Below are 26,482 nucleotides of genomic sequence, written 5' to 3'. Positions count from 1 at the left end.
ATTAAAATGTTTCCATTTTTTGCCAAACTGGATTCATTAGCTTGAGCACTTCTTTATAGTGTTGATACTTCTTCTGATAAACTGGAACGTCCTCAGGATTAGGTTCAATTGTCTTCCCAACATGAACCATCTTTTTGGCTGCCTCTTCAACAGACGCAAAGTCACCTGTCATCACACCAGCAGTCATTGCAGTTCCCAAGGTCCCATTTTCTTTGACGTTGACTAATTCCAACGGTTGCTGCAGGGTATCTGCAAAGATCTGCAGCCAAACTTTGGAATTTGTGATTCCGCCTGCAATCCTGGCTGCTCCAGTTAATTTGTCATTGATATGCCGTAACTTTTCAATATGATACATATGAGAAAAGACCACCCCTTCATAAACAGCTCGAACAAAGTAGCCTAATTCGTGAAACTTTGTCGCTCCAACAAACCCAGACGTGGCATTAGGTACAGCATTCCCACCAAAGATAAACGGGAAGAATAATAAGTCACTGTCGCGGGGATCTGTCTGAGACACGAGTTTATTGCAAAGATCATAGATCGAGAAACCAGCTGCTTGTGCATTACGTTTATTGGCCGACATGAAGGTGTTGATAAACCACTCTAGATTGCTAGCCGAGGTGGGACTTGCCTCGGTAATTAACCATCGATCTTTAATTGGATAAATCGAGGTCATAAACAAATCTTTGACCACAGTTGGATGGTCAGTAATATATTCGTTGATTGACCATGTGCCAGTAACAATACCCAACTTGTCACGATGAACCAAACCAGTTGACAGGGCCGAAGCTGCAATGTCGAAAACACCGCCAGAGACCGGTGTACCTGCAACCAGTCCTGTTTCATCCGCCGCGGCTTGGGTAATGGCCCCACATTGTTCGGTGGATTTGGCAATAGGCGGCAATTTATCTAACCACTTCTCAATCCCAAAGAATTTGAACAATTCGGGGTCAAATTCTTTCGTTTTCAAATTCATTAAACTTGTTCCTGACATATTTGTAATTTCAGTTCTGGCAACCCCAGTCAACCAAAACCGCACCATATCCGGCACCATAAAGACATACTTGGTGCGCTCAAGAACTTCTGGTTCATGATCTTGAAGCCAAGCCATCAAAGCAGGCGGTTGAGATGCCCAAACATTTTGCATTGTCTTTGGACGAACCACAGTGTCATACGCCGGATCCTTTAGCCATTTTTGGACATAACGTTCAGCTCGCGTATCTGTTGAAATAATGCCGTTATGTGTCGCTTTGCCATGCTCATCACTCATGTACATGCCATTTCCATGACCGGTCACCGCAATGCCAACAATGTTGTGGGGATTCACCATTGAATCATTGATAGTCTTTTTAATCACATAAATATTGGCTTTGTGTAACTCTTCCATATCACGCTCTGTAAAGAATGGTCGCGGCGTCAACATTTTCGTATTCGTTGTTGTTTTTTTGATCTCGTGACCTTCCATGTCATAGATAGCGGCCTTCGTACTGGTACCACCATTATCAATACCCATTAAATAACGATTACTCAAAGTCTTTCACCTCCATAAAGCAATATCGCTTGTTGTGACTGCTTTAAAACCTTTTGCAAATATCCTGATTAAATCTTCTTTCGATCGGATAAACCCACCCGCGATCAAGTCAGTCGTTTTGAGATATCGGTGTAGCGTTTCAACTTCCTGCACCGCATAGCCACTTGGCAGAATCTCAACAGCGGAAAAGTTTTCGTCGCTAAGCACACTGGAAGCTCGATCAATCGACCGTGAATCAAGTAGAAAGACACGGTAAACTGTCGCCATTCCGAGCTCTTTTCCCATCATCAGAGCGCGAAAGTTTGTGGAAATGATGCCATCCACTTTGTACATCATTTTGAGTAACTTCATGCCTTCAGTGTCTGGTTTGAAACCAGCAATTAAGTCGATATGAACAAAAGCCTGTTTGCGACACCGATGGATCTCCGTAACAAAAGCTTGAAGGTTTCCAATGCTACAGCCTGCAATGAGAACAATTGGCGATGATGACTGACAAGCTAACTTTAAATTCTTTCCTTTCAAGGAAGATGGAATGACGGTTTGTGTATTTAACATCCATCGGCCTCCCCGTATAAATCAGTTTGTCTTGTTGTATGCATCAAAGGCTGCCTCAGGACTGCCTTGCTTGTGAACTAAGACGTTCAGTCCAGCAACCATGCCAGCAGGATTCTTATCCTGGGTAATATTCCGCCCAACTGCGACACCACGTGCACCCGAATCAAGGCAATGTTTAACAAATTTGTAATAGGTTAAAGTGTCCGTCTTTGGACCACCCAACGCCAATACAGGGCGGCTAGCATTTTGAATGATTTCTTTATCACTGTCTTCACCGCTCAACCGTGTCTTAATCACGTCGGCACCAAATTCAGCTCCTAACCGTGCCGCCGTTGCAATATACTTAGGATCATTTGATTCTGGGGTCGTGACAGGATATCCAAACGGTAAGGTTTCAGCGATGACAGGCATATTCCATTCCTCGCCTTGCTTGGCTAAACTTGCTAACATCTGATGTGAAAACTGCTCTCGTTTGCCCGCCCCTGCGAAGGTCATGCAAACTACGCCATCAGCTCCAAGTTTCAGCGCATCAGTAACATCAAAAAATTGATCAGTTTCTGGCACCGTTGGTTCATAAACATTGATTGAGGCGTCAACCCGTAAGATCGTTGTGATCTTTGATAGTTCTTTTTCATACGTTTTGGCTTGCCCATAAGTTACGAGCGCCGCGTCAAGACCATTTGCAATCAGTTGCTCCAAATGCTCGCAAGTATAATCAACACCTTGCGTATTCATCGAAAATCCAAATCCATCTAAAGCCGCAATGATTGCATTCCCGTCACTGCTGAAGATTTTTGCTAACCGTGCTTCTTTACTCATGAAAATCTCTCCTTTTGTTTTTCACCTGAGCGCACGAAAAAAGACGCCCGAAAGAGGATTTTGCAATCCTATTCCGAGCGTCTTTATTCTAGTGGCTCAAATGTTTTATTTAGTTAACAACTGCATAGTAGCGCCAGTTTTTCAATTTGTCAAGCGCTTTCAAAACATTATATTTTCCATTCAAAATTGGAGTGTATTTGGTTTGTTTACTTCTTAAAGAAATGGTCTTAATTGCTCTGGATGTTCAAGATAAACACGCAGTTTATGGTCACTCCCAAATAGGCGGATCTTTTCCGCGATCACTTTTCGTTGCTCTTCGTCAGCAAAAGGTGTCATAACCCACGGCTCATAGTCTCCAGGTTTATCTGAAACAGTCTTGGCAATGCCGTGGTAAAACGGTACTTTGATGTCAGTTGAAATATTCACTTTTGCTATACCATTTTGGATGGCCTCACGAATCTTACTATCAGGATTGTCCGATCCACCATGTAATACCAGCGGCATGTGTAACGCTTCATTGAGCCTTTTTAGGATATCAATCCGTATATCATTTTCACCACTCGGGTATGGGCCGTGAACCGTTCCGATTGCAACTGCTAAATCATCAACACCAGTTTCCTGCACAAACTCCTTAGCACTCTCAGGATCAGTATAGATTCTTCCCATATTCTGATCTTCCGTAAATTTTCGATTGCCAATGCTGCCTAGCTCAGCCTCAACAGAAACACCGACACTATGGGCAACCTCAACAACTTCTTTAGTTATCTTCAGATTGTCGTCAAACGGATGTCCAGAGCTATCAATCATCACCGAGTTTGCCTGATCTTGAATTGCACGTAACACATCTGCCATATTTCTGCCATGATCCAGATGAATTGCTACGGGAACGGTGGCAGTTAATGCTGCCTCTCGAATATATTTAAAGATGGCACTCCCCATCAGCTCATATTCAAGTGGATGAATTTCCAGAATAACTGGCGCCTCTAACTCCTCTGCTACACCGATGATATTTTTAACAAATTCGCTGTTTCCCACATTAAAGGCCCCAACAGCAAATTGGTTTTGATACGCCGTTGTAACCAGATACTTTGTCGAAACAAGTGGCATAGTTGCACAGCCCCTTTCTAAATCACCTTTAGGCCAATTAGCACAATAAGAACACCTGCAATCATATATAGAAAATTGACTTTTCGTTTTCTTTCTTTTGTCTCTGGCTTTACAAGAAATCCACTTGTCAGAAGAATTAGCCCGATTGCAATTATTAACGTGTTTTGATTAATCGTCTTAACTCACCCTTATTTTAAAATGCCAAGCCAGTATCCAACAATTCCGACCCCAAATAGTGCAAAGATCAATAAAATCGGGCTAACTTTCTTTCGTAGCAAATACATGCAAAGCAAGGTCAAGCCAAGTGCCAAGAGTCCCGGACAAAACTGATCTAAGATATTCTGTAACGTTGTAACGGTGGTTTTACCATTAACGGTGGTCTTTGAAACGACCAATGGTACATTGATCGTTGTCCATTTTGTAACTAGAACACCCATAATGAACAGACCAAGTACAGTTGCACCCTCAGTAATCTTCTGTAAAAGATTACCACTCATGTCTTTCACAAGTGCCAGACCTCTTGAAAAACCAAGTTGAAGTCCGTACCACTTGAAGGCTAATCGGACGGCATTAAAGGCAACGAAGAACAAAATTGGTCCTAACCAAGATCCCTGAAGCGCGAGTGATGCACCAAGCGCAGCCAGGATGGGCCGTAATGTGCCCCACATAATTGGATCCCCGACGCCTGCCAAGGGTCCCATTAACCCGACTTTAAAACTGTTGATAGTACCATCGTCAATTGGTTCACCAGCTGCTCTGCCTTCTTCTAGCGCCATCGTGACACCAACAATAGGGCCGCACATAGCTGGGGTTGTATTAAAGAAGACAAGATGTCGCTTTAAAGCCGCAACCTGATCTTCTTTCTTCGAATAAACCCGTTTTATTGTCGGAATCATATCGACGCAAAAGGCAAGTGCATGAATGCGTTCAAAGTTGAAAGATGCTTGTTGAAAATTTTCAAACACAAAGGTTTTCAACATATCGCCTTTTGTAATCTTTGTTTTTAGTTTGTTTACCTGTACTGGTTGATCGGCCATGATTCAACACACTTCCTTTCAGTCATCCAACTCGTCTTCTGGTAACGCCGCCACATGATCTCCCGCTGCAGCACCGGTCCCACCAGAACTATTTGTTCCGTTGTTTTGATTTGATGCAAACTTAGGATTTAGTTGGACATAAATAATGGCAAAGATTAGTCCAACAACGCCCCAAGCTAATAAACTGAGTTTCAAATAACCCCCGAGAACGAACCCAAGATAGAAAAACGGCATTAAGTACTTAACGCTCATCATGTTAAGAATCATTGCATACCCAACAACCACAATAAATCCGCCTGCAACCGCAAGACCACCAGTAATCACTTTTGGCAGTGCATCCAGCATGCTCTTAATCTCTTCTGGGCTGACAAAGACAGCAACAATTGTGGTAGGAATTGAGACGCGGAGTGCCTGTACAATTAAGGCAGTAAAATGTAACCATATGATGGCGGTAAAGTTTGCTTTTTCCGCCTCACGATCGGCAGCATGTTGAAAGGCCACTGTAACAGTCCGCGCCAAGACAGTAAGAACTTGTCCCGCAGCCGCGACAGGCAAAGCGATCGCAATTCCTTTTTGAATATCTTGATTGCCGACAATGACCAAAATGGTTGAAATTGTGCTTGCTAGAGCCGAATCTGGAGACTGGGCAGCGCCAATATTCATCCAACCGAGTGCGATTAATTCCAAAGTACCGCCTAAAATGATCCCGGTTTTTGGATCTCCTAGGATAAGACCCATAACCGAGCAGGCGATTAAAGGCCTGTGTGTCTGGAACTCATCCAGAACACTCCCCATACCAACTACGGAAGACCAGATGAAGATGAGAATAATTTGAATGGTTGAAATTGCCATTGATGATCACCGCCTATTCCTTTCCGAATACTTCATCAATTTTTGCTAAGATGTCAGACGGCGTATCTGTCTTTACAACTCGCAAATCTAGCTCCACGCCCAATCGGTTCAGCTCCCGAAATGCAGCAACATCGTCTGCATCCAAAGAAACGGCTTTACTGATCTGGGTCTTTCCCTGCTTGAATTGCATCCCACCAATATTAAGCTTTTTTAGTGGAATACCGCCTTTTACTAGATCCACAACTTCACGCGGGTTTGTAAACAGATAAAACACCTTGTCATTCTGGTACTTAGGATTGTTATACACAGCAATTGCTTTTTGTACATCAACAATGTTCACTTTCATGCCAGGAGGTGCAGCCTGTTTTAACAGCGTTTTACGAATGTCGTCCTTATAAACCTCCGAGCTAACGATAATAATTCGATCAGCATTGGATTCTTTAGACCAAACTGTTGTAACTTGCCCATGAATTAAACGATCGTCAACTCTTGCAAGTGTGATAATCATCAGAAGTCATCCTCCTCTGTATCTGTTTTTGCCTTCTCACTAAGACTAGTGGAAAACTCTTCTTTGTTCTTCATTAGATGCGCAACAAGCTGACTGACACTCATGCTGCTGGAATTAACTGCGACCTCAAGCAACATCGGTAAACACATGCCGGCTACAACATCAGCCGCCTTCTTTTTTAAAACTAATTCAGCCGAAGCATTGTAGGGTGTTCCCGAGAACAAATCAGTAATAATCAGCGTCTCAGCAGCCTTATTAGGTTCAATTTTCGAAACAATCTTACTTGTCAGTGACTGCAATCCTTCTTTAGGCGTGAAATCTACTGGATGGAAATTTGGCACTTCGCCATAAATCATCTCCACCGCTTCTTTAAAAGCTTTTGCAGTTTGTGCATGCCCTACTAAGATGATTTCCATATCTTATACACCTCCAATCCTTGAACTTCTTTAACCGCGCGACTTCCCGCCTGCTACATTGGTCGTAACGCCGGTGATGTAGCTAGCACGATCGGAAACAAAATAGTTAACCAAATCGGCAACTTCACTGAGTTTTCCACTTCGACCCATAGGCGTTGTAGAAGTAGACTTATAACCCGCTCTGATAGCGTCTACCGTTGTATTTCTTGTATATGCTAGTGCTTCTTCATAATCTGGTGTTCTTAGACCGGTTGCTTCCATAATGCCAGGCGCTACGCCGACAACGCGGATATTATATTTACCTAATTCCTTCGCCCAAGAGCGGGTAAATCCATTGATCGCTCCTTTACTAGCTGAGTAAACACTTTGACCAACAGACCCTTCTAGTCCTGCTTCAGAGGACATATTTACAATGACACCGTGGTGTTGCTTAACCATTCTGCGTGCGGTTGCCTGCGATACAAGAAAGACGCTTTTGACGTTTACATTAAATATCTGATCAAATGTAAACACATCAAGCTCATACTTGCTGTGCGGTTTTGTGGGGTCAACCAAAACACGCGGTTTATTAATACCGGCATTATTAACAACACCCCAAATCTCACCGTTTATCTGTTCTGCCTCTGAGACAAGATTCTCAACTTCTTCTGGATTTGTTACGTCTGTCTTAAAATATGTTAGATGTTGATCCTCCAAGCTTCCCTTTTTTAGGTCGCCATTCACTACGTTGGCACCATTTTGAATCAGCTCTTTAACAATGGCTTCCCCAATTCCTGATGAGCCACCCGTAACAATAATTGTTTTCCCTGATAAGCTAAGCCAATCTGACATAAAGCTTCTCCTTTCTAACTTCACAAATGTTAAATACATGTTGTTACTTGTTTCACTTTTGATTATAATTATATTGTAACCGGTTACAATAAGACCGGTTTATAATTTCACATTTGTGATTTTCGAGGTGACATTTATGTCAAGCTTACCTAAACGCTATGACCGCGCAACGCTCGTCAAAATTTCAGATCTTTACTATATGCACGGTCTCACCCAACAAGAAATTTCCGACATTGCACACATCCACAGAACTGAAATAAGTCGCATCTTAAAGGCGGCTAGGGATGAGGGCGTTGTTTCGATTGCTATTAATCCGGAAACAACCGCCGTTAGTCAACTTGTAGATTTTTTTAAACAAAAATACGGTTTACGTGATGCTGTCATTGTTCCTTCATCCGAAAATGGTGGCAACGAGCTGAACGCATTGAGTGTTTATGCGTCAATGTTTCTATCTAGGATTATCAAAAGCGATGACGTTGTTGGACTAAGTTGGGGTTCAACCCTCTCTAGCGTTATTAGCCAATTTCCAGTAAACAACAAACTACAAAATATTAAGGTTGTGCCTCTTGTCGGTGGGCCCATGGGCCGGATACCTTCAAATTATCATGTAAATTATTTGACTCACCGTTTAGCAAATAGACTCAACGGAACAGCCTTTGTTTTAGATTCACCAGCTTTTGTCAGATCAAAAGCATTGCGTAAAGAGTTGCTTGCAAATCCAAACACGCAAGAGATTCTCGGTCTCTGGACTCGTGTCAATGTAGCAATTTTCGGGATGGGTAGTTCACTCATCACCGATTCACCTGACTGGCAGGCATTTTATGAAAACACAAACTTCAAGTCTTACTTCAGTGCTGATATGGTAGGGGACATCCTCTCTCATCCTTTCGACAAAAACGGTAAGGTGGCGCGAGACATTGACTCCATCCTTGTCGCATTCCCCTTATCCGCTATGAAGAAAGTGCCGTATTCTGTTGGCATCGCTTTTGGTGAAGAGAAAGTTAAAGCAATCCTTGCTGCTCTACGTGGTGGACTTCTAAACACGCTCATCACAACCGAAGCCACCGCAAAGTCAATAAAAGATTTGTCTTAACCATTTCACATTTGTGAATATTTGATAGCGCTTACTTGTTCATTCTCATTCCCCGAATTATCATGATGTTGCAGCTAATAAAGTAAGCACTTAATCATTTTTCACATTTGTGAATGGAGGGCATTGATATGGAAAGTACAGCATTACGAATTTACGGGAAAAAAGATCTTCGAATTGATACGTTCGAACTTCCCGAAATGAAGGATGATGAAATCCTCGCAACTGTAGTAAGTGACACAATGTGTATGTCATCATGGAAGCTTGCCATGGAGGGCGAAGACCATAAGAAGACACCCGATGACCTGGCGCATCATCCAGCGGTTGTTGGACACGAATTTTCAGGAAAAATCTTAAAGGTTGGGAAAAAATGGCAATCCAAGTTCCACGCTGGTCAAAATTACGTCATTCAACCAAACCTAGCTCGACAAGATACGCCATTTGTTCCCGGCTACTCGTACCCTTATATTGGTGGAGACGCCACAAAGATAATTATCCCTGATGAAGTGATGACTATGGGGTGCTTGATCCCATTTGAGGGCGACGCGTATTACGAAGGTTCCCTTTGTGAGCCAGTAAGCTGTGTTATTGCAGCATTCAGAGCTCAATATCACGTTAATTTCCACTCTTATCAACCGACAACGGGAATTAAAGAGGGCGGCAATATGTTAATCATGGGCGGTACAGGTCCAATGGGCTTGTTAGCCATTGACTATGCACTCCATGGCCCCAAGAAGCCCTCCACATTAGTTGTTACTGACGTCAATCAAGAAAAACTTGATCGTGCTAAAAAGCTTTACCCATCTGACTGGGTCGACATCAAGTTCGTGAATGTAAATGGTTTGTCAATGGATGAACAAAAAGCCGCGCTTTTGAATGCGGTCGACGGAACTGGATATGACGATGCATTTCTAATGATCAGCGTAGCGCCTTTAGCCACTTTAGCAGATTCTTTGCTAAATCCTGACGGGTGCTTAAATCAATTTGCCGGTCCAATGAAGAAAGACTTCTCAGCATCAGTTAACTTCTACAATATCCACTACAATTTCACGCATTTCGTAGGTACTTCAGGCGGAGATGCTGATAACGAGGCAGAAGCAGCACAGTTAATTGCTGAGAAGAAACTGGATGTTTCAAAAGTCATCACTCATGTTATGGGACTGAATGATGCAGGCGAAACAACCATGAATCAGCCCGAAATTGGCGGCGGCAAAAAGCTAGTCTATAGCGGTAAAAAATTTGATCGTATCGAATTAGCTAAGGTTGATACAGCCTCCGATTTAGGAAAGATTCTCGCTAAGCATGATGGTTTATGGTCAAAAGAAGCTGAGGAGTGGATTCTTGCAAATGAACCTGACTACATTGATTAGGCCGAATATTGACTGGTCCCATTGGCCTTGAAATGTTTTGTTTCTTCTCACATTTCATGATTCTTTTTACAACTCAATATCAAAAAGTAGCGAACATCTGTTGTCCGCTACTTTTGTTTTCTCGGTGCATGCACAATTTTGAAATTATTGGCACGTTTAAATTTAGGCTCAAATAATGCCTGCTGCCATCTGTTGATTCATTTGCTGCTCACTCAATATCTTCTTAGAGAAGCCTAAAATGAGCGCTGTAACAATTGATCCAATGACGATGCATCCAATGTAAAGAATCGGCTTGTTGCAGGCTATTGGAATAACAAAGATCCCCCCATGCGGTGCCTGTAAAGTGATGCCTGTCGCCATACAAATTGCACCGCCAATAGCGCCACCAATGATGTTTGCGGGAATAACCCTCAGGGGATCAGCCGCAGCAAATGGAATCGCTCCTTCCGTAATAAAACTTGCACCAAGTACCCAATTGGCTTTGCCAGCCTCGCGCTCCTGAATCGTAAACTTTCGCTTAAATAGCACGGTTGCTAGCGCAATTCCAAGTGGAGGAACCATGCCTCCAACCATTAACGCTGCCGAAGGACCATAAATTTTTGATGCAAACATCGCTAGGCCAAAGGCCGAAGCAGTCTTATTGATTGGGCCACCCATATCTGAAGCCATCATACCAGCCAAGAGTGCGCCCATAAGGAAAGCATTGACACCGCTCATGGATTTCAGCCAGTTTGTCAGAAACGCAATCATATTCGACATCGGTGTGTTCAAAAGGAAGAACATGACGAGACCGACAATAAATGTTGCTAAAAGCGGAATGACCAACACTGCCATAATTCCTTTGTAAGAGTGGGGAACGTTTTGCGTCTTTTGAACGATGAAACGCGTGACATAACCAGCTAAGAATCCTGCAACCATTCCGCCTAGAAATCCCGATCCCCCATTCACTGCCATCATGCCACCGATCATGCCTGGTGCTAGGCCTGCTTTATCCGCAATACTCCAAGAAATAAACCCACCTAGAATTGGAACGTAGAGTTTAAAAGCTGCATTTCCGCCAATCTCATTAAAAAATGCTGCCCAGATATTGTACTGGTCGCTTTTAGGGTCGGAGGCGTAGATGCCAAACATAAACGAAATTGCGATAAAGATACCGCCGACTACAACAAACGGAATCATATACGATACGCCGCTCATAATGTGTGTGTAGAAAGCACGGGCAAATTTGCCCCCTTTTGTTAAGTCCTCTTCAGCCTTTTCCTCTTTTCCTAATGCCGACTCAAGATTCTTATGAGATTGAACAGGCTGAGATGTTATTGCATCTTCTTCTAATGCTTGATCAACAACTAAATCTGGCTTATCAATAGCGCGCTTAACCGGAACGTCTAAAAAAGGCTTTTCTCCAAAGATGGTGGTGTCAACCTTTACATCGTGAGCGACAACAATAGCATCTGCTTCCTCAACGTCCTTCGATGTGAGTCTATTCTCAACACCAGTAGATCCATTCGTTTGAATCTTAACGCGCATACCACGTTTCTTAGCTTCATTTGCAAGTGCTTCAGCCGCCATATACGTGTGTGCAATGCCTGTCATGCAAGCGCTAATTCCCACAAGATATTTTCCTGCAGATTCTCTAGCCTGCGAAACATCTGCATCTTCACTTTTTTTAGCATCCTCTTGAACAAGAACTTCATACATTTCCTTAGGATCAGCAGCCGTGATGAGTTTAGCTCGAAAGCTCTCGTCCATCAAAAACGTCGAAATCTTTGACAGCATCTTTAAATGCTCTTCTGAAGCATTTTTCTCAGCGGCAATCATAAATACCAAGTTGACTCTTTCTTGACCCCATGAAATGCCAGATAGATTTCTAAAAACGCCAATCGTTGACTTTTTGACAGTACTAGTTCGCGCATGTGGAATTGCAACGCCATAGCCTACAGCAGTTGAAATTTCCTTTTCGCGTTGGTAAATAGCCTTACTGAACGTTTCTGTATCTTGAATATAACCATTCACTTTTAGTTTATGGATCATGCGTTCAATAGCTTGATCTTTTGTCATTGGTTCAATACTAGTATCAATATTTTTGATATCAATTAATTCGTCTATATGCATCTAGCTCACCTCCGAAACTAGGCCTGTTTGTTAGATATTAGTATAAGTCAGCTTTGTCAGTAGAATTAAAGAGATCCATTTTATGCTCAACAACATCTTGTGCTGCTTTCCTAGCTGATGGCATCAGCTGATCAGGCTCATACGCATCTGGATTATTATCCAAATTCTTCCTAAGTTGCTTAAAGAATGCCGTCTTCATGTCTGTAGACAGATTGATTTTTGCCACTCCGTGAAGATAAGTCTTTTTAATTTCCTCATCTTTGTTATCGGAGCCACCGTGCAAAACCAAGGGAATATCAACGGCTTCATGAATTTTCTCGAGTAAATCAATTCTCAACTCAGGTTTTTCAACGTGACTGTAATGTCCATGGCGAGTTCCAATTGCTACGGCCAGAGTGTCGACGCCGGTCAATGCTACGAACTTCTTTGCATCTTCAGGATCGGTATACAGAATTTTATTTACACCTGTCCCTTCAGTTGAAAGTTCATTAGATCCAATTGTGCCAAGTTCTGCTTCAACAGATACACCCACACTATGCGCTACATCAACAACTTGCTTGGTGAGTGCCACATTGTTATCCCATGAGTCTGCTGACGCATCAATCATGACAGAGGTATATCCGTCATGAATCCCACGAACACAATCTCCCAGTGTTGCACCATGATCTACATGAATTGCCATTGGAATGTGCGTACGCGACACCGCCTGTCTAACGTAGGCAATAAAGTTATCACCAATCAAATTAATTTCATTGGGATGAATCTGAATAATGGCTGGTGCATTCTTCTCTTCTGCCGCGCGAATAATTGCTTCAACAAACTCGCTATTTGCGACATTATAAGACCCAACGGCAAACTTATTTTTATACGCGACACTCAGCAAATCGACCATATTATAAAGCATGTGAATACTCTCCTTTTCTATTCCAAACGTCAATAAACTCCTGCTTGGTTTTTGTTTCCAATAAAGCATGAACTTCAGCTAAATCACTTGTATGTTCATAGACATCATTGAAGAAATTCTTGTTTGTCTTCAAATCCGCAGCAGGAATATAAATTACAACTAATCTAACTTTTTGATGACCCCACGGAATCTCTTGCCTATTGATACCTACAATTACTTTCGCCGTGGTTTCTGACCCTTTTAAAAATGGGTGAGGCATCGCCACCAGATGTCCAATATCGGTTGGTGACATCGACTCACGTTTTTGGAAATATGGTAAAAGATTAAGGTACCCAGATTTCCTTAATAAATATTCAATTGCTTCCTCACTTGATGATTCATTTATATGATGATAATCAAGCTGTTGAATTAAAGAGGCTGTCCCAATTGTTTCTACAAAGTTTTGAATCTTTGCAATATCACGCGTATCCATTTCTTTGCTAATTTCAATGACCTTAGAACTAATAACACTAGTGGTTTCTTGAAAGCCGCAGCAGATGATCAGTTGATACTTTTCAATGTCTGATTGATCTATTGTCGGTGTGACGGCCTCGATCTCTAATCTGGGAAAATAGGTTTGAATCTTATATCGAAACAATTCTCCCTCGGCCTTTTTACCCTGAAATACCAATTTTGTTGGAATAACATTTTTGGTTTCCTCAGTTAAAACCAGCTGAATGTGAATGGCTAAATAAGCTATTTCGGACTCGGGTATTTGCAAATCAAAATCACTTTCTAGATCATCATAGAGAAAACAGGCAATCGAGTATGCAAACAAATACTCTCTTTTTGTTTTTTCCGAGTATGGATTAAAAATTGGGATGCTCTCTTCAAGAGGATCTAGCAGTCTCATAACATGATTCATGATCTGTGCTCGATACCGTTTATTCGAATAAAGCGGGATCGCATAATATTCTTCTGCTCGCTTAAGTGAAGCTTCCAGGACCTTTTTCTGGCGAGCATTCATATCTGGAACAAATGCACCCGGCGTATTAAGCGGAAGAGCAATGAGATAATTAGTAAGTGCCATCGTTTCCGCTTCGTCATTGATTGGATAAACGGACATTGCCAATAACGAAGAAGCAAGCTGAAATTCAGGATGGCTCTCATTGTTACTTCCCACTTCCGACAAAGTAATTAAACTAGCATTTTTGCAACGGTTCATCACAATAATCATGTGACAGATAATCTTTGCGTAAACAATGAAATCCATCGTTGTATGATGCCGTGAAAAAACTGCATCAATGCTACCAATCTCAGCTTTAATACTCTTTCTATTTGCTAATAGCCCCATGAGTTTAAAAGTGGAATCAGTTAAATTTCCTTTTTCAATTTGCTCGATAGGGATTAGCTGTTCTAGAAGCAATCTTTTTTGGTTCTCCTCACCCAAAATTCGAATACCCGTAAAAATTCTTGATTCCAATCTGACGTGCAGCTTTAGATCATGAATTTTAGAAAATAGAGCCTGAACCTTGCTCCGGATGCTCTCAACTGAATAATTCAATTGAACAGCAAGATCATCAAATGTAATGAAAGTCGATTGATTCATCAAAATCAATGCAATTCTAAAAAGCAATTCTTCATCATCTTTTGCGAAAAGACGATTTTTCACACTTTCATTGTATAGATCACGCTGAATCTTGTACCCCTTGTTTGACGAAACAATTAAAGGATCTTGTGTTTCGCTGCTATTTAAAGTCCTTACATAGTTTCGAATGCTCCTTTCTGTGACACCGAGCATGTCAGAGAGTTGTAAGGCGGTAAGGTAACCCTTTTGCTGCAATAAGACGTCAAGCAACTGTTTAATCTTCTCGTTCATGATCGCCCCCTTCTTTCACAGATTACTTAAGTACCCCACCTCTTGACAATCTTATTATTACATGTCAGCAAGCGTTTACATTGGTATATCTTTTTCCGGTTTAATTTTACGAATTTTCCGGTTCAACCAATTCATTGACAAACGCAAGTCGTTGCTATGTCACTTGCAAGAAGCCAAGAGGGATCCTCAGCCTTGGTTTAATCGGAATTCACCCATTTATCAATAAAAGACGCTTCGACCTAGCCAATCAACAATGACCAGAGACTCCCTTTCCCAAAAAACACTAAAAAAACAGCGCCACACCGCCTCTCAACGTGTAAGCGCTTGCCCTTAATTTGAAGTCATGCTATATTAAAACCGTTAGATTGTGCAAAATTTAATAGTGTAAAGCACTTCAACAACAACGAGGAGAGATGTTGAAAATGACCAATGATCGTTCAACCATTGCCGCTGGTCTTGCTGTGGTGAAGGTTTTGGAAGCATGGCAGGTGGATCATTTATATGGGATTCCGGGTGGCTCGTTTAATTCAATCATGGATGCTTTATCTGCCGAAAAGGAAAACATCCATTATATTCAGGTTCGGCATGAAGAAGTCGGGGCGATGGCCGCGGCAGCTGATGCGAAGTTGACTGGCAAAATCGGCGTCTGCTTTGGCTCAGCTGGACCGGGTGGCACGCACTTAATGAACGGGTTGTACGATGCGCGCGAAGACCATGTGCCGGTGCTGGCATTGATCGGTCAGTTCGGCACGACCGGCATGAATATGGATACTTTTCAGGAAATGAATGAAAATCCGATTTATGCTGATGTTGCCGCTTATAACGTGACCGCCGTTAGTGCTAGAACCCTACCGCACGTCATCGATGAGGCCATTCGTCGCGCTTATGCCAACCAAGGCGTCTCGGTGGTTCAAATTCCGGTGGACCTGCCATGGCAGGAGATTCCCCAAGATAGCTGGTATGCTTCAGCCATCAATCACCAAAAGCCACTTTTGCCGGTTCCTGACCCTGACTTGGTGAAAAAGCTGACGCAACAATTAGTCGACGCCAAACGCCCAGTCATCTACTATGGCATCGGCGCATACACCGCCGGCAAGGAGCTGCAACAACTTAGCGAATTGCTGAAGATTCCACTTATGAGTACTTATCCGGCTAAAGGCATTGTTCCTGACAGTTACCCAGCATACTTAGGTTCCGCCAACCGCGTCGCCCAAAAGCCGGCGAATGAAGCCTTAGCCCAAGCAGACACGGTGCTATTTATCGGTAACAACTATCCTTTTGCTGAAGTCTCGAATGCTTTCAAGAATACCCAGCATTTCTTACAGATTGACGTGGATCCGGCTAAATTAGGCAAGCGTCACCAAGCAGAAGTTGCCATTTTAGCTGATGCCAAAACGACCTTGCAACAAGTGCTTGAACAAGTCAGCGAACGCGAAGAAACGCCGTGGTGGAAAGCCAATCTTGCCAACCGACAAAATTGGCGTGACTATCTAAGCAAACTGGAAAACAAACAGTTTGGTGAGCTGCAAGCCTATCAAGTTCTGAAGGCAGTTAATGATATTGCGGATGAAGATGCGATTTTTTCGATTGACGTTGGCGACATCAACTTAAATGCTAACCGCAATTTGAATTTGACGCCGAAAAATCGCCACTTCACATCCAACTTATTCGCAACGATGGGCGTCGGCATCCCCGGTGCCATCGCGGCCAAACTGGACTTCCCGGATCGTCAAATTTTCAACTTATCCGGAGACGGCGGCGTGGCGATGACCATGCAGGATCTGGTCACGCAGGTTCAATACCACCTGCCAGCCATCAACGTGATCTTCACCAATAAGCAATATGCCTTCATTAAAGATGAACAAGAAGACACCAACAAAAACGACTTCATCGGCGTCGAATTCGATGATATTGACTTCAGCCTAGTTGCCAAAGCCGTCAACATGAAGGGCTTCCGGGTCACCAAAATTGAAGACCTAGCTCCAACCTTCGCTAAGGCAAAAGAGATCGCCAAAACAGAATCCGTTTTAATTGATGCGGTGATCTCCGGCGATCGGCCGATGCCAGTAGAAAAACTGCAACTCGACCCAGCCAAATTCTCCCAAGAAGAAATCGACGCATTCGTCAAACGGTACGAAGCGCAAGATTTGCGGCCGTTCGCTGATTTCTTGAAGGAAGCGGGATTGTCCGTACGTGATGCCGAGAATAGTGAAGGCGGGTTCTAGTTAGTCGGTGGCTGTTGATTAACATTAACGGTTCATTATTTTCCTCCTTTAGTGCATGAGAAAGCCGTCCTGATTTTCGAAAAGGAAAATCGGGGCGGCTTTTTTGTGGTATGGAACTTTTTCAAGTGGTAGTTGGCTAATTAGAATTGATTGCGTCAATCCACCGGACTAATTTGACTTTGTAAATCATGCTGAATTCTAACAACGTTCACTCTAAATAAATTAGCAGGAATATAGTGTTTGTTTTGCAAGAGCCTTTCGCCATTCAGTCCAAAGATGTCTTCTGTCATCAAAATTAACGGGCTTGTGTCACTAAAGGTGCGGCGAAACGATTTCTGCTGGCGATCAGACAACGTAATCGACACCGATGAGCTTGAAGCTTTTTGATAAACGGATTTCTCCAAAAAGTTAACGATACTATCTGGCTGGTTCAAGTTAATGCGAAACATGGTCACTGTTTCTGGCAACAGAATAGCCAACGTGTTCCCAATATTCTCGCCATTATTCTGATACCAGATATTAAGTGTGTCATACGGCTCGTCGTGACTGTCAAACAGCTGGTCTGTGAACTCACTCGGTTGGTTTTCGTGATAGTAAGCCTCCCGCCGCTCAATTGTCGGCACAAGCCCTTTTAGTATCGGATTGCCTAGCGTTTCGATACCACTCGTCTTTTTTTCCCCGGCCTCGACAAAATGTCCTTGTCCGTGAATACTGCGAATTAAACCGTCTTCTTTAAGCAACGACAAAGCCGTACGTAGCGTCACGCGACTAACCTCAAACTCATTGGTGAGTACCTCCTCAGAAGGGAGTTTAGAACCTGGCGCTAGTTGGCCTTGTTTGATCATCTTCAAAATCTGGTTGTAAATTTGAACATACTTCGGTGAACGATGCATTGTCTTTCTCCACTTTCAGGCTGAATTATGATTTAATTCATTCTACCATGAAAGCAGCATCACCATTTTGCCATCTACCAAACCGGAATAATTGAACTTAATTTTCAGGCCTAGAAAAGTATCAGGGACATAACAAGCATCATCACGACACCGAAGACCATCGGCACCGACGTTCTTTTAACGATTTGAATAGGTGATAATTTGGTTGTTCCTGCCACAATCAACACCACCGCAGCAACTGGTGAAACCGCGCGTAGCAAGTTGCCGGCAAGCTGAAGCGGAATTGACAACGCGACTGGATCAATCCCCGCAGCCTTGGATAGTGGAATGATCAGTGGAATCATCGCAAAAACCAACGCTGTGCCACTGCCGCTTAATAGAACAATGACCGCGGTGAACAGAACCATAACAATGGGCAGAACGATGCCCGACCCACTCATATGCGTCATCGAATTCTGAATTAGCTCAATGATACCCAAGGAAGTTAACCCTTGCACAAAAGTTTGGGCGGCCACCAGCAAGGCAACAATGCTCATTACATCGCCCATTCCAGTGAAAAAGGAATTAGTGCCTTTAAGCACGTTTTGAACTTTTCGTTTGGCAAGCAATTCAACGATCACTGCCACAACAAAACTGATCAACGTTACCAATTGAACGTTAATATTTAACTTTGTGCCAGCCACTATGTTTGTAAAGAAAATCGCCAATAGCAAAACAATGGGTAGCAATGGTAATAACCCATAAACAAACGCAGTTAAACCGTGGTAGGAATTAACATTTTCCTTTGAGTCAATGCCGTCATCGTGGTTCTCTGCAACTTCTTTATCGTAGGTCAGTGTCTCTGGATCAACCTTATCTTCATGCTTTTGCCAGAAATAATGAACCACCGCAATCGCTAACAATGTCGGAATTGAAACCAGCGCATGGCTTTTAAAAACATAGTCTGTCACGGCCATATGCAATTGGGCCGCAACCGCAACATTATCTGAACCTAAGGGCGTTGGAACAATGGTCGCCGATGTGCCAATAATGGCCGCTGCTGACAATCGACTCATACCTGCTGCCCGCAAAACAGGGTATAAAGTCGCCAACAAAATGATGGCCAAATTAGACGCACTAGGAATGACGAGTGATAGCAAGTTACCGATCAAGAAGACAATCGGTATTAGGATATAAACCGATCGAATCTTGGCAATTGGCTTGGTTAACGCCTGAATTGTGACGTGATTAGCGCCGATGTGACTCATATAGGCGCTGTATCCGCCTAAAATCAGAATGACAAAGCCAGGACCGACAAGCGTATTAGTAAACTGATCTACCACTGCCTGAAAAGGATCAAGCCACACGGTCCCAGTCGATGCAGAGACTTTGATTTTATTCCCTAGAAAGATAGCAAGATACATTAACGTAATACCAAGAACCAATAATGTCATCTTGATGTCGTTCTTCTTCAACAGCATGTAAACTAAGATGGCAACGGCTAGAATACCGATAACCGAGACAAGAATTGCATTCATTATGTCATCCCCCTCATGAAAAACATCGCCACCCTCGTGTTTTCATAAGAGAATGGCACCTACTGTCTTTCTTTTTACCTCACGCGATCATTAGTTACTGTCAGTCACCTACAAACTGGCAGTTGCAGCAATCGCATCAACAAACCAACTTTCAAATTTTTCTGAATCAACGTTAGTAGCAACACTTGCATTATCAGGTTTTCCTAAGTACCCTTTTAGATCGATTAGTGAAGCCCCCGCTGTAAATTCGCCACGCGTTTCAATCTCCACGTGGGTTGTTACTTCATTGAAGTAAGACGGCTCAAGAATCATCGCTACAGCAAGCGCATCATACATGTTCAAACCAGTTTTGAAACTTCCACCGCGATATTTGGAAAACAGCGCATAAAACATGTCGCCAACCTTGCCTAACTGCTTAATCTTTTCCGATGTTTCAGGTAGAATTTTTGCTTGTCGCCCAATTTCCATCGGTGCAACTCGAATTGGCAGACCACTATTAAACACAATCTTTGCGGCTTCAGGATCAGTTCCAAAATTAAACTCGGATAAAACGCCAAGGTTGCCGCGTCCAAGTGCCCCGCCCATTAAAACAAGTTCTTTGATCTTCTTTAGATCGTCGGGATATTGATGAATAAAGAGAGCAATATCCGTTAACGGCCCGATACCGATAAGCGTTACTGGTCTGGAATTAGCCATCACGGTTTCATGCATGGCAACCGCCGCAGGAATCGACGTATCAACTTCCACAGCAGGCTCTGGGAAGGGATACCCATCCATCCCCGTCTTGCCGTGAACACCACTTGCATCTTTAAGCGGCCGCAAAAGTGGTTTACTACTGCCCTGAACAACTCGCGGTGCTTGATTCAAAAAAGTAAGCAAACGCCGGGTATTAAGTGTTGTCTTCTCCACGCTTACATTCCCTGCAATGGGACAAATGAGTTGTACATCTAGCATTGGACTGCCTAACGCAATGGCAATCGCTACTGCGTCATCAATGCCAGGATCGGTGCTGATGATCGTTGGTGCAGGACTGGTTGTTGACATAGTCTTTCCTCCTCGTGAATTGAATGCGCTTTCATTTCGTATAAAATTATACAACGTTGTATTTAAAAGTACAACGTTGTATCACTTATTTTTTTGCTCCCACTTCCGAATTTTTGGTAAGCAAAAAGTGGCAGTTGCGACATCTTCACGTCACAACTGCCACCTTTCAACAATTCAGCATTAAAGATCCACACTCATTCCCACATGCCGCTTCTCCGCTGCCTGCAAAATCTTCTCAGCCACAACCACATCCAAGACAGCTGTACCAACGGCTTTAAACAGCGTCACCTGATTATGCCGCTGCCGACCCTTGATTTTGCCATTAATCAACTGCCCGAGCTCGCCCGCATAATGCGCTTTTGTCACCAGTCCTTCTTTCAGCGGCGTGATCATATCGCCGGCTTCCGCCAAAACGCCGTCCATGGTATCGAAAATGACACTGTCTGCCCGCTGAACAAGCTCGGCCGGAATCTCGTGCATTTCTGGCGTATAGGCACCAATGCCGTTAACGTGGGTGCCGGGTTGCACATCAGCCGCATCAAACGTTGCCTGCTTTGAAGTCGTAACGGATGTAATAATATCCGATGCCCGAATCGCCTTGGAAAGATCATTGACTGGCAGAATGTCGACATTGAACTGCTTACCGAAACGATCAGTCATGTCTTGGGCAAACTTTGCTGCGCGATCGTGGTCGATATCGGAAACATAAACACGCGTTAACTGACGAACATTGAGCATCGCTTCCAGCTGCGTCGGTGCCTGGCCGCCCGTCCCGATTAACGTGGCCACTTTAGCATCAGGGTTAGCCAGCAGATCGGTTGCCGCCCCTTGCAGCGCACCGGTTCGCAGCTGCGTCAGGTAGGTTCCGTCAATGATCGCCGACACAATGCCGGTCTTGGGATCCAGGCTGACCATAGTCGCCGGGACACTCGGCAATCCCTTGTCGATGTTATCAGGATAAACGGAGACGATTTTAACGCCGAGCGCAGGTTGCTCACCTGCAGCATAGCCCGGCATGTAAAGACTTTGGCCATGTTCCGCCTGAACATCAATGTTGGCCCGCAACGGCACAGTCGCATCACCGTTAGAATAAGCCGCCAAAGCAACTTTATCGTCAGCGATCGCATCTTTCATCGTATAAACTGCTTGCACATCTTTTTTTGTTAAAATCCGCATCGTATGACCTCCATTATTCTCAATTTAGTCAACAAGTTATGCTTCTTCTTTTTGCCGCAGCGACAATGCCATGCTGATGGCGGAATATAGCAACACCACGATCACTAGCCATTGCAGCATGCTGGTGTCCAGACTTTTCACAAAGAAAACGGCGACCAATACGCCCAAAACGCCAAAAGTCGACGTGAATAAAGTGATTTTCCGGCTATAATCTGCCAACTTGACGAATTGAATGGAGCTTGTCGAAACAGAAAAAGTTGCGGCACCCATCATGATTGGAAAAGCTGCGGACGGATTGAGCCCCATCGCATACACAGTCGCCATCGTCAGAGCATACGAGCCAATACCGATGTTGTTCAACGCACCGTACACAAACAATAAGACGGCTGTCAATATAAGTTTCCAACCTGATAAACTAGTCGCCGTTCCGTTGGCTGGGATCCAGTTAAATTTACCAGCCAAAATCATCAGCGCCGCAATCAACAAACCAGCCGTGACAAACTTCTTAATCGTGTCAGCGGGCAACTTAACCACAAACCGCGGCCCGATATAGGCACCGATCACCGCCGCAATGATGCAAATCGCCAACGTTTTAATATCAACCGTAATGGCGGTAATGTACGAAAGCGCCATGGCAGCCACCGGAATAACACATTGCGTGTTCAAGGTGCCAGGCAGCTTTTTGATCGACACCCATTTGACCTTAGGATACAGTGCGGTGCTAATGGCGAAATCGGAAATGCCAAACGTTGAAAGAAGAAAGATCAGGAATGAGCTGAATGGCAAGGCCCAAGTTGTTGCCGGTTCTGTCATGATTTCCGAGCGGTGCCGTAGCAAATCACGTACAAAATAGAAAAGAAAACCTAAATTAATAAGAACAATCAACCCCAGTAAGACCTTAATCATGAACGTCTTCCCCCTCCGATCCAACATGTAAATGTCTCGGACGCCTTCAAAATCTGGACCGAATGCTTTCTTGGCAGCCGTGTCCAAAGTTTCAAGCGTTCTCAGATTATAAGTGTCTTGAATGACGTGTTCTTGCGCAATGAAAACAAACGCATGGTTTCGCGTGCAAACGATGTCGTCACTTTCGCCTCTTAATAACTACTGTAAGTGAATTAATTCACTAGTCAAGGCTGTTCCCCAATAAAGTTAACCAGATCAATGTTTTGATTCAAAAATAGTGGTTCAATGCCCCTGTCTATGCCGCTACAATTATGAATGCAACAAAATAGCCCTGCCCAAAAGTTCGTCGGACAAGGCTACTATGAGATGTTAGATTTCAGATCATTCTTCAGGAACATACATTGATCCCCTTCTTTTACCTATGTATGGATCCTCAAGTTTAGGAATCAGTGTATAACTAGGTTTGACATCATCTTCTGGTATAAGAAGCCACGATTGCACCTTCTTGAATCCTTTATTTTCCGGCAACGTCAACACCAACGAATTACCCAACTGAACAATTCGTACCTCTTCCACAGTACCCCGCCCTTTCTCGTGAAGCCAATTTAAAATTATTGTATCATTGAGCGACAACACCATATCATTCATGATATTTCTCTACGAAAAGCTGTTCAAAATAACAACTATTACTTATTGACCGCATACGCAACAACCTATAGACTAAAATCACGACAAAGAAAGAGGACTAATTACCCTCACTTCTTAGTCTAGCGGACTGGAGATGACACACACCTCTCAACATTTCTAAACCGTGGAGGTGAAGTCATGCCAAATTGGAAAGACGAGAGGTGTAGCGACGCTGGAAGTGGCGTCAATTATCGTGGCAACGGCCATGCTGATCACGAGCATGGCCAACGCCTATGCGATAATCAAAAAAGCTAACCGTATGGGCTAGCTTTTCACTCAACTCGTCATCTAAACCGTGCTTGAGGTCATCGGGATGCCGCCCGGTGGCCTCTTTTCAATGTCTGGATTATACGTTAGAAATGGATGATTCGTCAACTTACTAATTAGTTGAAAAATCTAACGTGTCGACTGCAAGCGCTACCTCTATGTGTTTAAAAATTGCGGCGTGTTCTTATTGACTGCATACGTTACAATCTATAAACTAGAATCATGACAAAGAAAGAGGACTAATTACCCTCACTTCTTAGTCTAGCGGATTGGATGGCACACACCACTCAACATTTTTTGAATCGTGGAGGTGATGGCCATGCCAGACTCAGGAGACGAAGGGGGTTGCCACTTGGATGTGGCGTCGATTATTATCGCGCTAAGCATACTGATTACCAGTAGCGCTAAAGCGTATGCGATAATCAAAAAAGCTAACCGTCAAGGTTAGCTTACCCATAGTCATCTGAACCGTGTTTGAGGTCATCGGGGCGCCACCCGGTGGCCTTTTCTCAACTCCTAAATTATACGTTAGAAATGACAGATTAGTCAACTATTTGTCTGCGCCAGTAAGCTTTTTGTACTATTTACCCGCTTCGGTATGTTTTTGTCCGCTTCAGTATGTGTCAAGGCTCATAGTTGTCCTTGCAGAATGTAATCCTTGTCACTAACAGAAAAAAGCCATCCATGAAAGGCTAGCTTCTCCCTGAATCGCGGTTGAGTTCATCGGGATTTATCTCGATGATCTCTTCACAACCTGCAAATTTTACGATAGGTTTTACAGACTCGTCAACAAAATAGTCTCATATCTTCAACCCATTTATCCGACAGCCGATGCCTTCAAAAACTCCTTCAACCGTGCCACCAGCGTCTGATAATCCACCTTCGCATAATCATTCACGTCCACCCTGATCAGCCTGCCAATCTGAAAATTCTGATAGCCGCGATCACTCACTCGGTTGCTGAACACTTCAAACGAAGGCATGCCATCGGGTTTTTCGTTAATACTTTCAAAGGTATCACCGCGATGGTAATGATTCATGAGATGGCCAAGGTGGCGGGGATCAGACAGATCGCGTTGACGCTGGCGATTATAAAGTACTTTGATGTCGGCTTCTAATCGGATTGTGATGACTGGGTAATGATACTTTGCGGCCAACTTTTCGAGTGCTGGTTTTTGCAGACGGCTAAACGGGTAATCGCCTAGAATCATTTTGTGTTCGCTCATCAGAATATCAATGCCACGGTAGTAACGTGTTCTTGCCTCGGCATCAAGCGTTTGCTTTTCCTGAAGATTATCGAAACCCAGCTCATCGTAGAGGTGCTCTTTAAAAAGATCGAGCGGCAGCGACACGAACCCGCTGATTGCCTGCATGATTTTGTTTGCCGCATACGTTTTGCCAGTACCAGGCGCGCCTGCTAACAGAACCAAAGCTTGTGTATCAACATCCATCGTGTCGTCTCCTCCTATCGCTTTATGCGTTCACTGGAACTTCTGCGTCCTTATTTAAGAACAGCCCTATTTTGTGTTTGACGATATCATAAACGACTTGGTTACATGGCTCGATGTTGTTGCGCAGAGAGTTGTTGACTTCTGTCTGGGCAAACATCTCTTTTGCTTTGCGGGTCCAACCAACTAACAACTCTGTCCCAACGTTGAATTTTCGGAATCCGTTCTCAGTTAATCGATGATAATCAGCCTCATTAACGCCCGTGCCACCATGAATGACCATTGGCGTGCTGATCTCTTGATGCAATTCTTCGATCAATGGCCAATTCAACTTGGTTTTTGATTTAAATTGACCGTGATGCGTACCAACGCCGACTGCCAGAGCTTCTACATCAACATGATTCAGGAACGTAATTGCTTGCTGCGGATCTGTGTAACGGCCTTCCTTAACTGTTACGCCTTCTTCAGTTCCGCCGATTGTTCCGATCTCACATTCAACAGAGACGCCATGTTCGTGGGCATAGTCGGCCACCCGTCGCGCACGTTCCATGTTTTCTTTATTTGGCAGGGCCGAGCCATCAAACATGACCGAGGAATAACCGGCATCGATCGCTTCTTTGATGGCATCAAACGACTTGGCATGATCAAGATGCAGGTCAACATCAACTAATAAGTCTTGCGCCATCGACTTACAAACAGCAACAAAGTTCTTCATGCCGACATATTGAGCCGTTGCCACACTGGTTTGTATGATAATAGGAGAGCCTGCGTCCTTGGCCGCCATGATCATTGGTGGCACCATCTCTAAATTGTGCGCGTTAAAGGCGCCGACCGTGTAATCGAGTGCTTGTGCTTCATCCATTAATTGCTTTAAATTCTTGTACATATGATTGCCTCCTAGATTAATAGCCAAAACCAGACCGCATGACGCGTTTCGACATATCAAGCAACGCATCTGTTTTGCTAACCCATTTCTGAATATCGTCATCGTTCTTTGCTTTTGCCGCTTGTTTCCGCTGTACCTCATACAGATTCAGCAAAGCATTATAAGCATCGCCGAACTCCTCTTTGTCCTTGATGCTCGCTTCATACGCAGCAATGGCCGCCAAATCGTTTCCTAATTTTGCTTGTGCAGCGCCTAGTTGGTTGTATAAAAGATGCCGCTTTTCTTTATCGTCCGTTGTTTGCTTGATTTGTTCCGTTAAACTGGCGACTTTTTCCTTCAGATCTGCAGTATCGGTTGACGAAATTGGTTGATCACGTTGTTTTGACACCGCAGATGAGGGTCTCTGAGCATCTTTCTTTTTAAATAAACCGCCAAACATATCCA

The 26,482-nt window shown here is 43.7% G+C and carries 24 protein-coding genes; 3 read left to right on the top strand and 21 right to left on the bottom strand.

The window, feature by feature from the left end; all coding sequences use genetic code 11:
* Position 1: 1 nt before the first annotated feature.
* The 9 genes from LACPH_RS01840 to LACPH_RS01800 form a co-directional block, all read right to left on the bottom strand.
* Entirely contained in the window at positions 2-1,531 is a 1,530-nt protein-coding gene (locus tag LACPH_RS01840) for an FGGY-family carbohydrate kinase (protein ID WP_306387198.1), read from the bottom strand.
* A 6-nt stretch (positions 1,532-1,537) separates the two neighbouring features.
* Positions 1,538-2,086 (bottom strand): glycerol-3-phosphate responsive antiterminator, encoded by a 549-nt coding sequence (locus LACPH_RS01835; protein WP_274784314.1) that lies wholly within the window; start codon positions 2,084-2,086, stop codon positions 1,538-1,540.
* Between the two features lie 21 nt (positions 2,087-2,107).
* Positions 2,108-2,905 (bottom strand): class I fructose-bisphosphate aldolase, encoded by a 798-nt coding sequence (locus tag LACPH_RS01830; protein ID WP_274784313.1) that lies wholly within the window; start codon positions 2,903-2,905, stop codon positions 2,108-2,110.
* A gap of 213 nt (positions 2,906-3,118) precedes the next feature.
* Positions 3,119-4,012: a ketose-bisphosphate aldolase gene (locus LACPH_RS01825; protein ID WP_274784310.1), complete on the bottom strand. Its 894-nt coding sequence runs from the start codon at positions 4,010-4,012 to the stop codon at positions 3,119-3,121.
* A gap of 188 nt (positions 4,013-4,200) precedes the next feature.
* Positions 4,201-5,049: a mannose/fructose/sorbose PTS transporter subunit IID gene (locus LACPH_RS01820; protein WP_274784309.1), complete on the bottom strand. Its 849-nt coding sequence runs from the start codon at positions 5,047-5,049 to the stop codon at positions 4,201-4,203.
* 18 nt (positions 5,050-5,067) lie between these two features.
* On the bottom strand, positions 5,068-5,901 hold the full coding sequence (locus tag LACPH_RS01815; protein ID WP_274784308.1) for a PTS mannose/fructose/sorbose transporter subunit IIC: 834 nt from the start codon (positions 5,899-5,901) through the stop codon (positions 5,068-5,070).
* A gap of 13 nt (positions 5,902-5,914) precedes the next feature.
* Positions 5,915-6,409 (bottom strand): mannose/fructose/sorbose PTS transporter subunit IIB, encoded by a 495-nt coding sequence (locus LACPH_RS01810; RefSeq protein WP_274784307.1) that lies wholly within the window; start codon positions 6,407-6,409, stop codon positions 5,915-5,917.
* The gene (locus LACPH_RS01805; RefSeq protein WP_274784306.1) at positions 6,409-6,825 is read right to left on the bottom strand and encodes a PTS sugar transporter subunit IIA; all 417 of its coding nucleotides are present in this window, start codon (positions 6,823-6,825) and stop codon (positions 6,409-6,411) included. The genes LACPH_RS01810 and LACPH_RS01805 overlap by 1 nt, the downstream gene beginning before the upstream one ends.
* Positions 6,826-6,855: 30 nt before the next feature.
* On the bottom strand, positions 6,856-7,656 hold the full coding sequence (locus LACPH_RS01800; RefSeq protein ID WP_274784305.1) for an SDR family oxidoreductase: 801 nt from the start codon (positions 7,654-7,656) through the stop codon (positions 6,856-6,858).
* 136 nt (positions 7,657-7,792) lie between these two features.
* Between LACPH_RS01800 and LACPH_RS01795 the strand changes: the two genes are divergently transcribed.
* Positions 7,793-8,749, top strand: a complete 957-nt coding sequence (locus tag LACPH_RS01795) for a sugar-binding transcriptional regulator (protein WP_274784304.1) — start codon at positions 7,793-7,795, stop codon at positions 8,747-8,749.
* A gap of 128 nt (positions 8,750-8,877) precedes the next feature.
* Positions 8,878-10,116, top strand: coding sequence for an alcohol dehydrogenase catalytic domain-containing protein (locus LACPH_RS01790; protein WP_274784303.1), 1,239 nt, complete (start codon positions 8,878-8,880; stop codon positions 10,114-10,116).
* 168 nt (positions 10,117-10,284) lie between these two features.
* Here the strand turns inward: LACPH_RS01790 and LACPH_RS01785 are convergent, their stop codons facing one another.
* Genes LACPH_RS01785 through LACPH_RS01775 form a run of 3 tightly spaced genes read right to left on the bottom strand, consistent with a single transcriptional unit; the run spans position 10,285 to position 14,990 of the window.
* Positions 10,285-12,228 (bottom strand): PTS fructose transporter subunit IIABC, encoded by a 1,944-nt coding sequence (locus tag LACPH_RS01785; protein ID WP_274784302.1) that lies wholly within the window; start codon positions 12,226-12,228, stop codon positions 10,285-10,287.
* Positions 12,229-12,265: 37 nt separating this feature from the next.
* Complete coding sequence (locus tag LACPH_RS01780) at positions 12,266-13,132, bottom strand: ketose-bisphosphate aldolase (RefSeq protein ID WP_274784301.1); 867 nt, start codon at positions 13,130-13,132, stop codon at positions 12,266-12,268.
* Positions 13,122-14,990: a BglG family transcription antiterminator gene (locus LACPH_RS01775; protein ID WP_274784300.1), complete on the bottom strand. Its 1,869-nt coding sequence runs from the start codon at positions 14,988-14,990 to the stop codon at positions 13,122-13,124. The genes LACPH_RS01780 and LACPH_RS01775 overlap by 11 nt, the downstream gene beginning before the upstream one ends.
* A gap of 413 nt (positions 14,991-15,403) precedes the next feature.
* On the opposite strand from LACPH_RS01775, the gene spxB reads away from it, so the two are divergent.
* Positions 15,404-17,215, top strand: a complete 1,812-nt coding sequence (spxB, locus tag LACPH_RS01770) for a pyruvate oxidase (protein ID WP_370531187.1) — start codon at positions 15,404-15,406, stop codon at positions 17,213-17,215.
* 155 nt (positions 17,216-17,370) lie between these two features.
* Here the strand turns inward: spxB and LACPH_RS01765 are convergent, their stop codons facing one another.
* The 9 genes from LACPH_RS01765 to LACPH_RS01725 form a co-directional block, all read right to left on the bottom strand.
* Positions 17,371-18,108 (bottom strand): GntR family transcriptional regulator, encoded by a 738-nt coding sequence (locus tag LACPH_RS01765; protein ID WP_274784298.1) that lies wholly within the window; start codon positions 18,106-18,108, stop codon positions 17,371-17,373.
* A gap of 110 nt (positions 18,109-18,218) precedes the next feature.
* The gene (gene dcuC / locus LACPH_RS01760) at positions 18,219-19,625 is read right to left on the bottom strand and encodes a C4-dicarboxylate transporter DcuC (RefSeq protein WP_049170608.1); all 1,407 of its coding nucleotides are present in this window, start codon (positions 19,623-19,625) and stop codon (positions 18,219-18,221) included.
* 108 nt (positions 19,626-19,733) lie between these two features.
* A complete protein-coding gene (locus LACPH_RS01755; RefSeq protein ID WP_274784297.1) occupies positions 19,734-20,669 on the bottom strand; it encodes a nucleoside hydrolase in 936 nt (311 codons plus the stop codon).
* A 180-nt stretch (positions 20,670-20,849) separates the two neighbouring features.
* Positions 20,850-21,845: an ornithine cyclodeaminase family protein gene (locus tag LACPH_RS01750; RefSeq protein ID WP_274784296.1), complete on the bottom strand. Its 996-nt coding sequence runs from the start codon at positions 21,843-21,845 to the stop codon at positions 20,850-20,852.
* A 36-nt stretch (positions 21,846-21,881) separates the two neighbouring features.
* A complete protein-coding gene (locus tag LACPH_RS01745; RefSeq protein WP_274784295.1) occupies positions 21,882-22,751 on the bottom strand; it encodes a sulfite exporter TauE/SafE family protein in 870 nt (289 codons plus the stop codon).
* A gap of 381 nt (positions 22,752-23,132) precedes the next feature.
* Positions 23,133-23,399: a hypothetical protein gene (locus tag LACPH_RS01740; protein WP_306387196.1), complete on the bottom strand. Its 267-nt coding sequence runs from the start codon at positions 23,397-23,399 to the stop codon at positions 23,133-23,135.
* A gap of 1,123 nt (positions 23,400-24,522) precedes the next feature.
* Positions 24,523-25,155 (bottom strand): P-loop nucleotide/nucleoside kinase family protein, encoded by a 633-nt coding sequence (locus tag LACPH_RS01735; protein ID WP_274784293.1) that lies wholly within the window; start codon positions 25,153-25,155, stop codon positions 24,523-24,525.
* Between the two features lie 22 nt (positions 25,156-25,177).
* Positions 25,178-26,038, bottom strand: coding sequence for a class II fructose-bisphosphate aldolase (locus LACPH_RS01730; RefSeq protein WP_138117882.1), 861 nt, complete (start codon positions 26,036-26,038; stop codon positions 25,178-25,180).
* A gap of 16 nt (positions 26,039-26,054) precedes the next feature.
* Entirely contained in the window at positions 26,055-26,477 is a 423-nt protein-coding gene (locus LACPH_RS01725; protein WP_274784292.1) for a hypothetical protein, read from the bottom strand.
* Positions 26,478-26,482: the final 5 nt, after the last annotated feature.

Source organism: Lacticaseibacillus parahuelsenbergensis, from assembly GCF_030770265.1.
Taxonomy (GTDB): domain Bacteria; phylum Bacillota; class Bacilli; order Lactobacillales; family Lactobacillaceae; genus Lacticaseibacillus; species Lacticaseibacillus casei.
Note: the sequence above shows the minus strand (reverse complement) of the source record. Positions and strands in the feature narration are given on the sequence as shown.

Bases quoted from the DNA above. Each gene is read 5' to 3' on its own strand.
- LACPH_RS01835 (WP_274784314.1), bottom strand. From the start codon at position 2,086: ATGTTAAATACACAAACCGTCATTCCATCTTCCTTGAAAGGAAAGAAT.
- LACPH_RS01830 (WP_274784313.1), bottom strand. From the start codon at position 2,905: ATGAGTAAAGAAGCACGGTTAGCAAAAATCTTCAGCAGTGACGGGAAT.
- LACPH_RS01825 (WP_274784310.1), bottom strand. From the start codon at position 4,012: ATGCCACTTGTTTCGACAAAGTATCTGGTTACAACGGCGTATCAAAAC.
- LACPH_RS01820 (WP_274784309.1), bottom strand. From the start codon at position 5,049: ATGGCCGATCAACCAGTACAGGTAAACAAACTAAAAACAAAGATTACA.
- LACPH_RS01815 (WP_274784308.1), bottom strand. From the start codon at position 5,901: ATGGCAATTTCAACCATTCAAATTATTCTCATCTTCATCTGGTCTTCC.
- LACPH_RS01810 (WP_274784307.1), bottom strand. From the start codon at position 6,409: ATGATTATCACACTTGCAAGAGTTGACGATCGTTTAATTCATGGGCAA.
- LACPH_RS01805 (WP_274784306.1), bottom strand. From the start codon at position 6,825: ATGGAAATCATCTTAGTAGGGCATGCACAAACTGCAAAAGCTTTTAAA.
- LACPH_RS01800 (WP_274784305.1), bottom strand. From the start codon at position 7,656: ATGTCAGATTGGCTTAGCTTATCAGGGAAAACAATTATTGTTACGGGT.
- LACPH_RS01795 (WP_274784304.1), top strand. From the start codon at position 7,793: ATGTCAAGCTTACCTAAACGCTATGACCGCGCAACGCTCGTCAAAATT.
- LACPH_RS01790 (WP_274784303.1), top strand. From the start codon at position 8,878: ATGGAAAGTACAGCATTACGAATTTACGGGAAAAAAGATCTTCGAATT.
- LACPH_RS01785 (WP_274784302.1), bottom strand. From the start codon at position 12,228: ATGCATATAGACGAATTAATTGATATCAAAAATATTGATACTAGTATT.
- LACPH_RS01780 (WP_274784301.1), bottom strand. From the start codon at position 13,132: ATGCTTTATAATATGGTCGATTTGCTGAGTGTCGCGTATAAAAATAAG.
- LACPH_RS01775 (WP_274784300.1), bottom strand. From the start codon at position 14,990: ATGAACGAGAAGATTAAACAGTTGCTTGACGTCTTATTGCAGCAAAAG.
- spxB (WP_370531187.1), top strand. From the start codon at position 15,404: ATGTTGAAAATGACCAATGATCGTTCAACCATTGCCGCTGGTCTTGCT.
- LACPH_RS01765 (WP_274784298.1), bottom strand. From the start codon at position 18,108: ATGCATCGTTCACCGAAGTATGTTCAAATTTACAACCAGATTTTGAAG.
- dcuC (WP_049170608.1), bottom strand. From the start codon at position 19,625: ATGAATGCAATTCTTGTCTCGGTTATCGGTATTCTAGCCGTTGCCATC.
- LACPH_RS01755 (WP_274784297.1), bottom strand. From the start codon at position 20,669: ATGTCAACAACCAGTCCTGCACCAACGATCATCAGCACCGATCCTGGC.
- LACPH_RS01750 (WP_274784296.1), bottom strand. From the start codon at position 21,845: ATGCGGATTTTAACAAAAAAAGATGTGCAAGCAGTTTATACGATGAAA.
- LACPH_RS01745 (WP_274784295.1), bottom strand. From the start codon at position 22,751: ATGATTAAGGTCTTACTGGGGTTGATTGTTCTTATTAATTTAGGTTTT.
- LACPH_RS01740 (WP_306387196.1), bottom strand. From the start codon at position 23,399: ATGAATGATATGGTGTTGTCGCTCAATGATACAATAATTTTAAATTGG.
- LACPH_RS01735 (WP_274784293.1), bottom strand. From the start codon at position 25,155: ATGGATGTTGATACACAAGCTTTGGTTCTGTTAGCAGGCGCGCCTGGT.
- LACPH_RS01730 (WP_138117882.1), bottom strand. From the start codon at position 26,038: ATGTACAAGAATTTAAAGCAATTAATGGATGAAGCACAAGCACTCGAT.
- LACPH_RS01725 (WP_274784292.1), bottom strand. From the start codon at position 26,477: ATGTTTGGCGGTTTATTTAAAAAGAAAGATGCTCAGAGACCCTCATCT.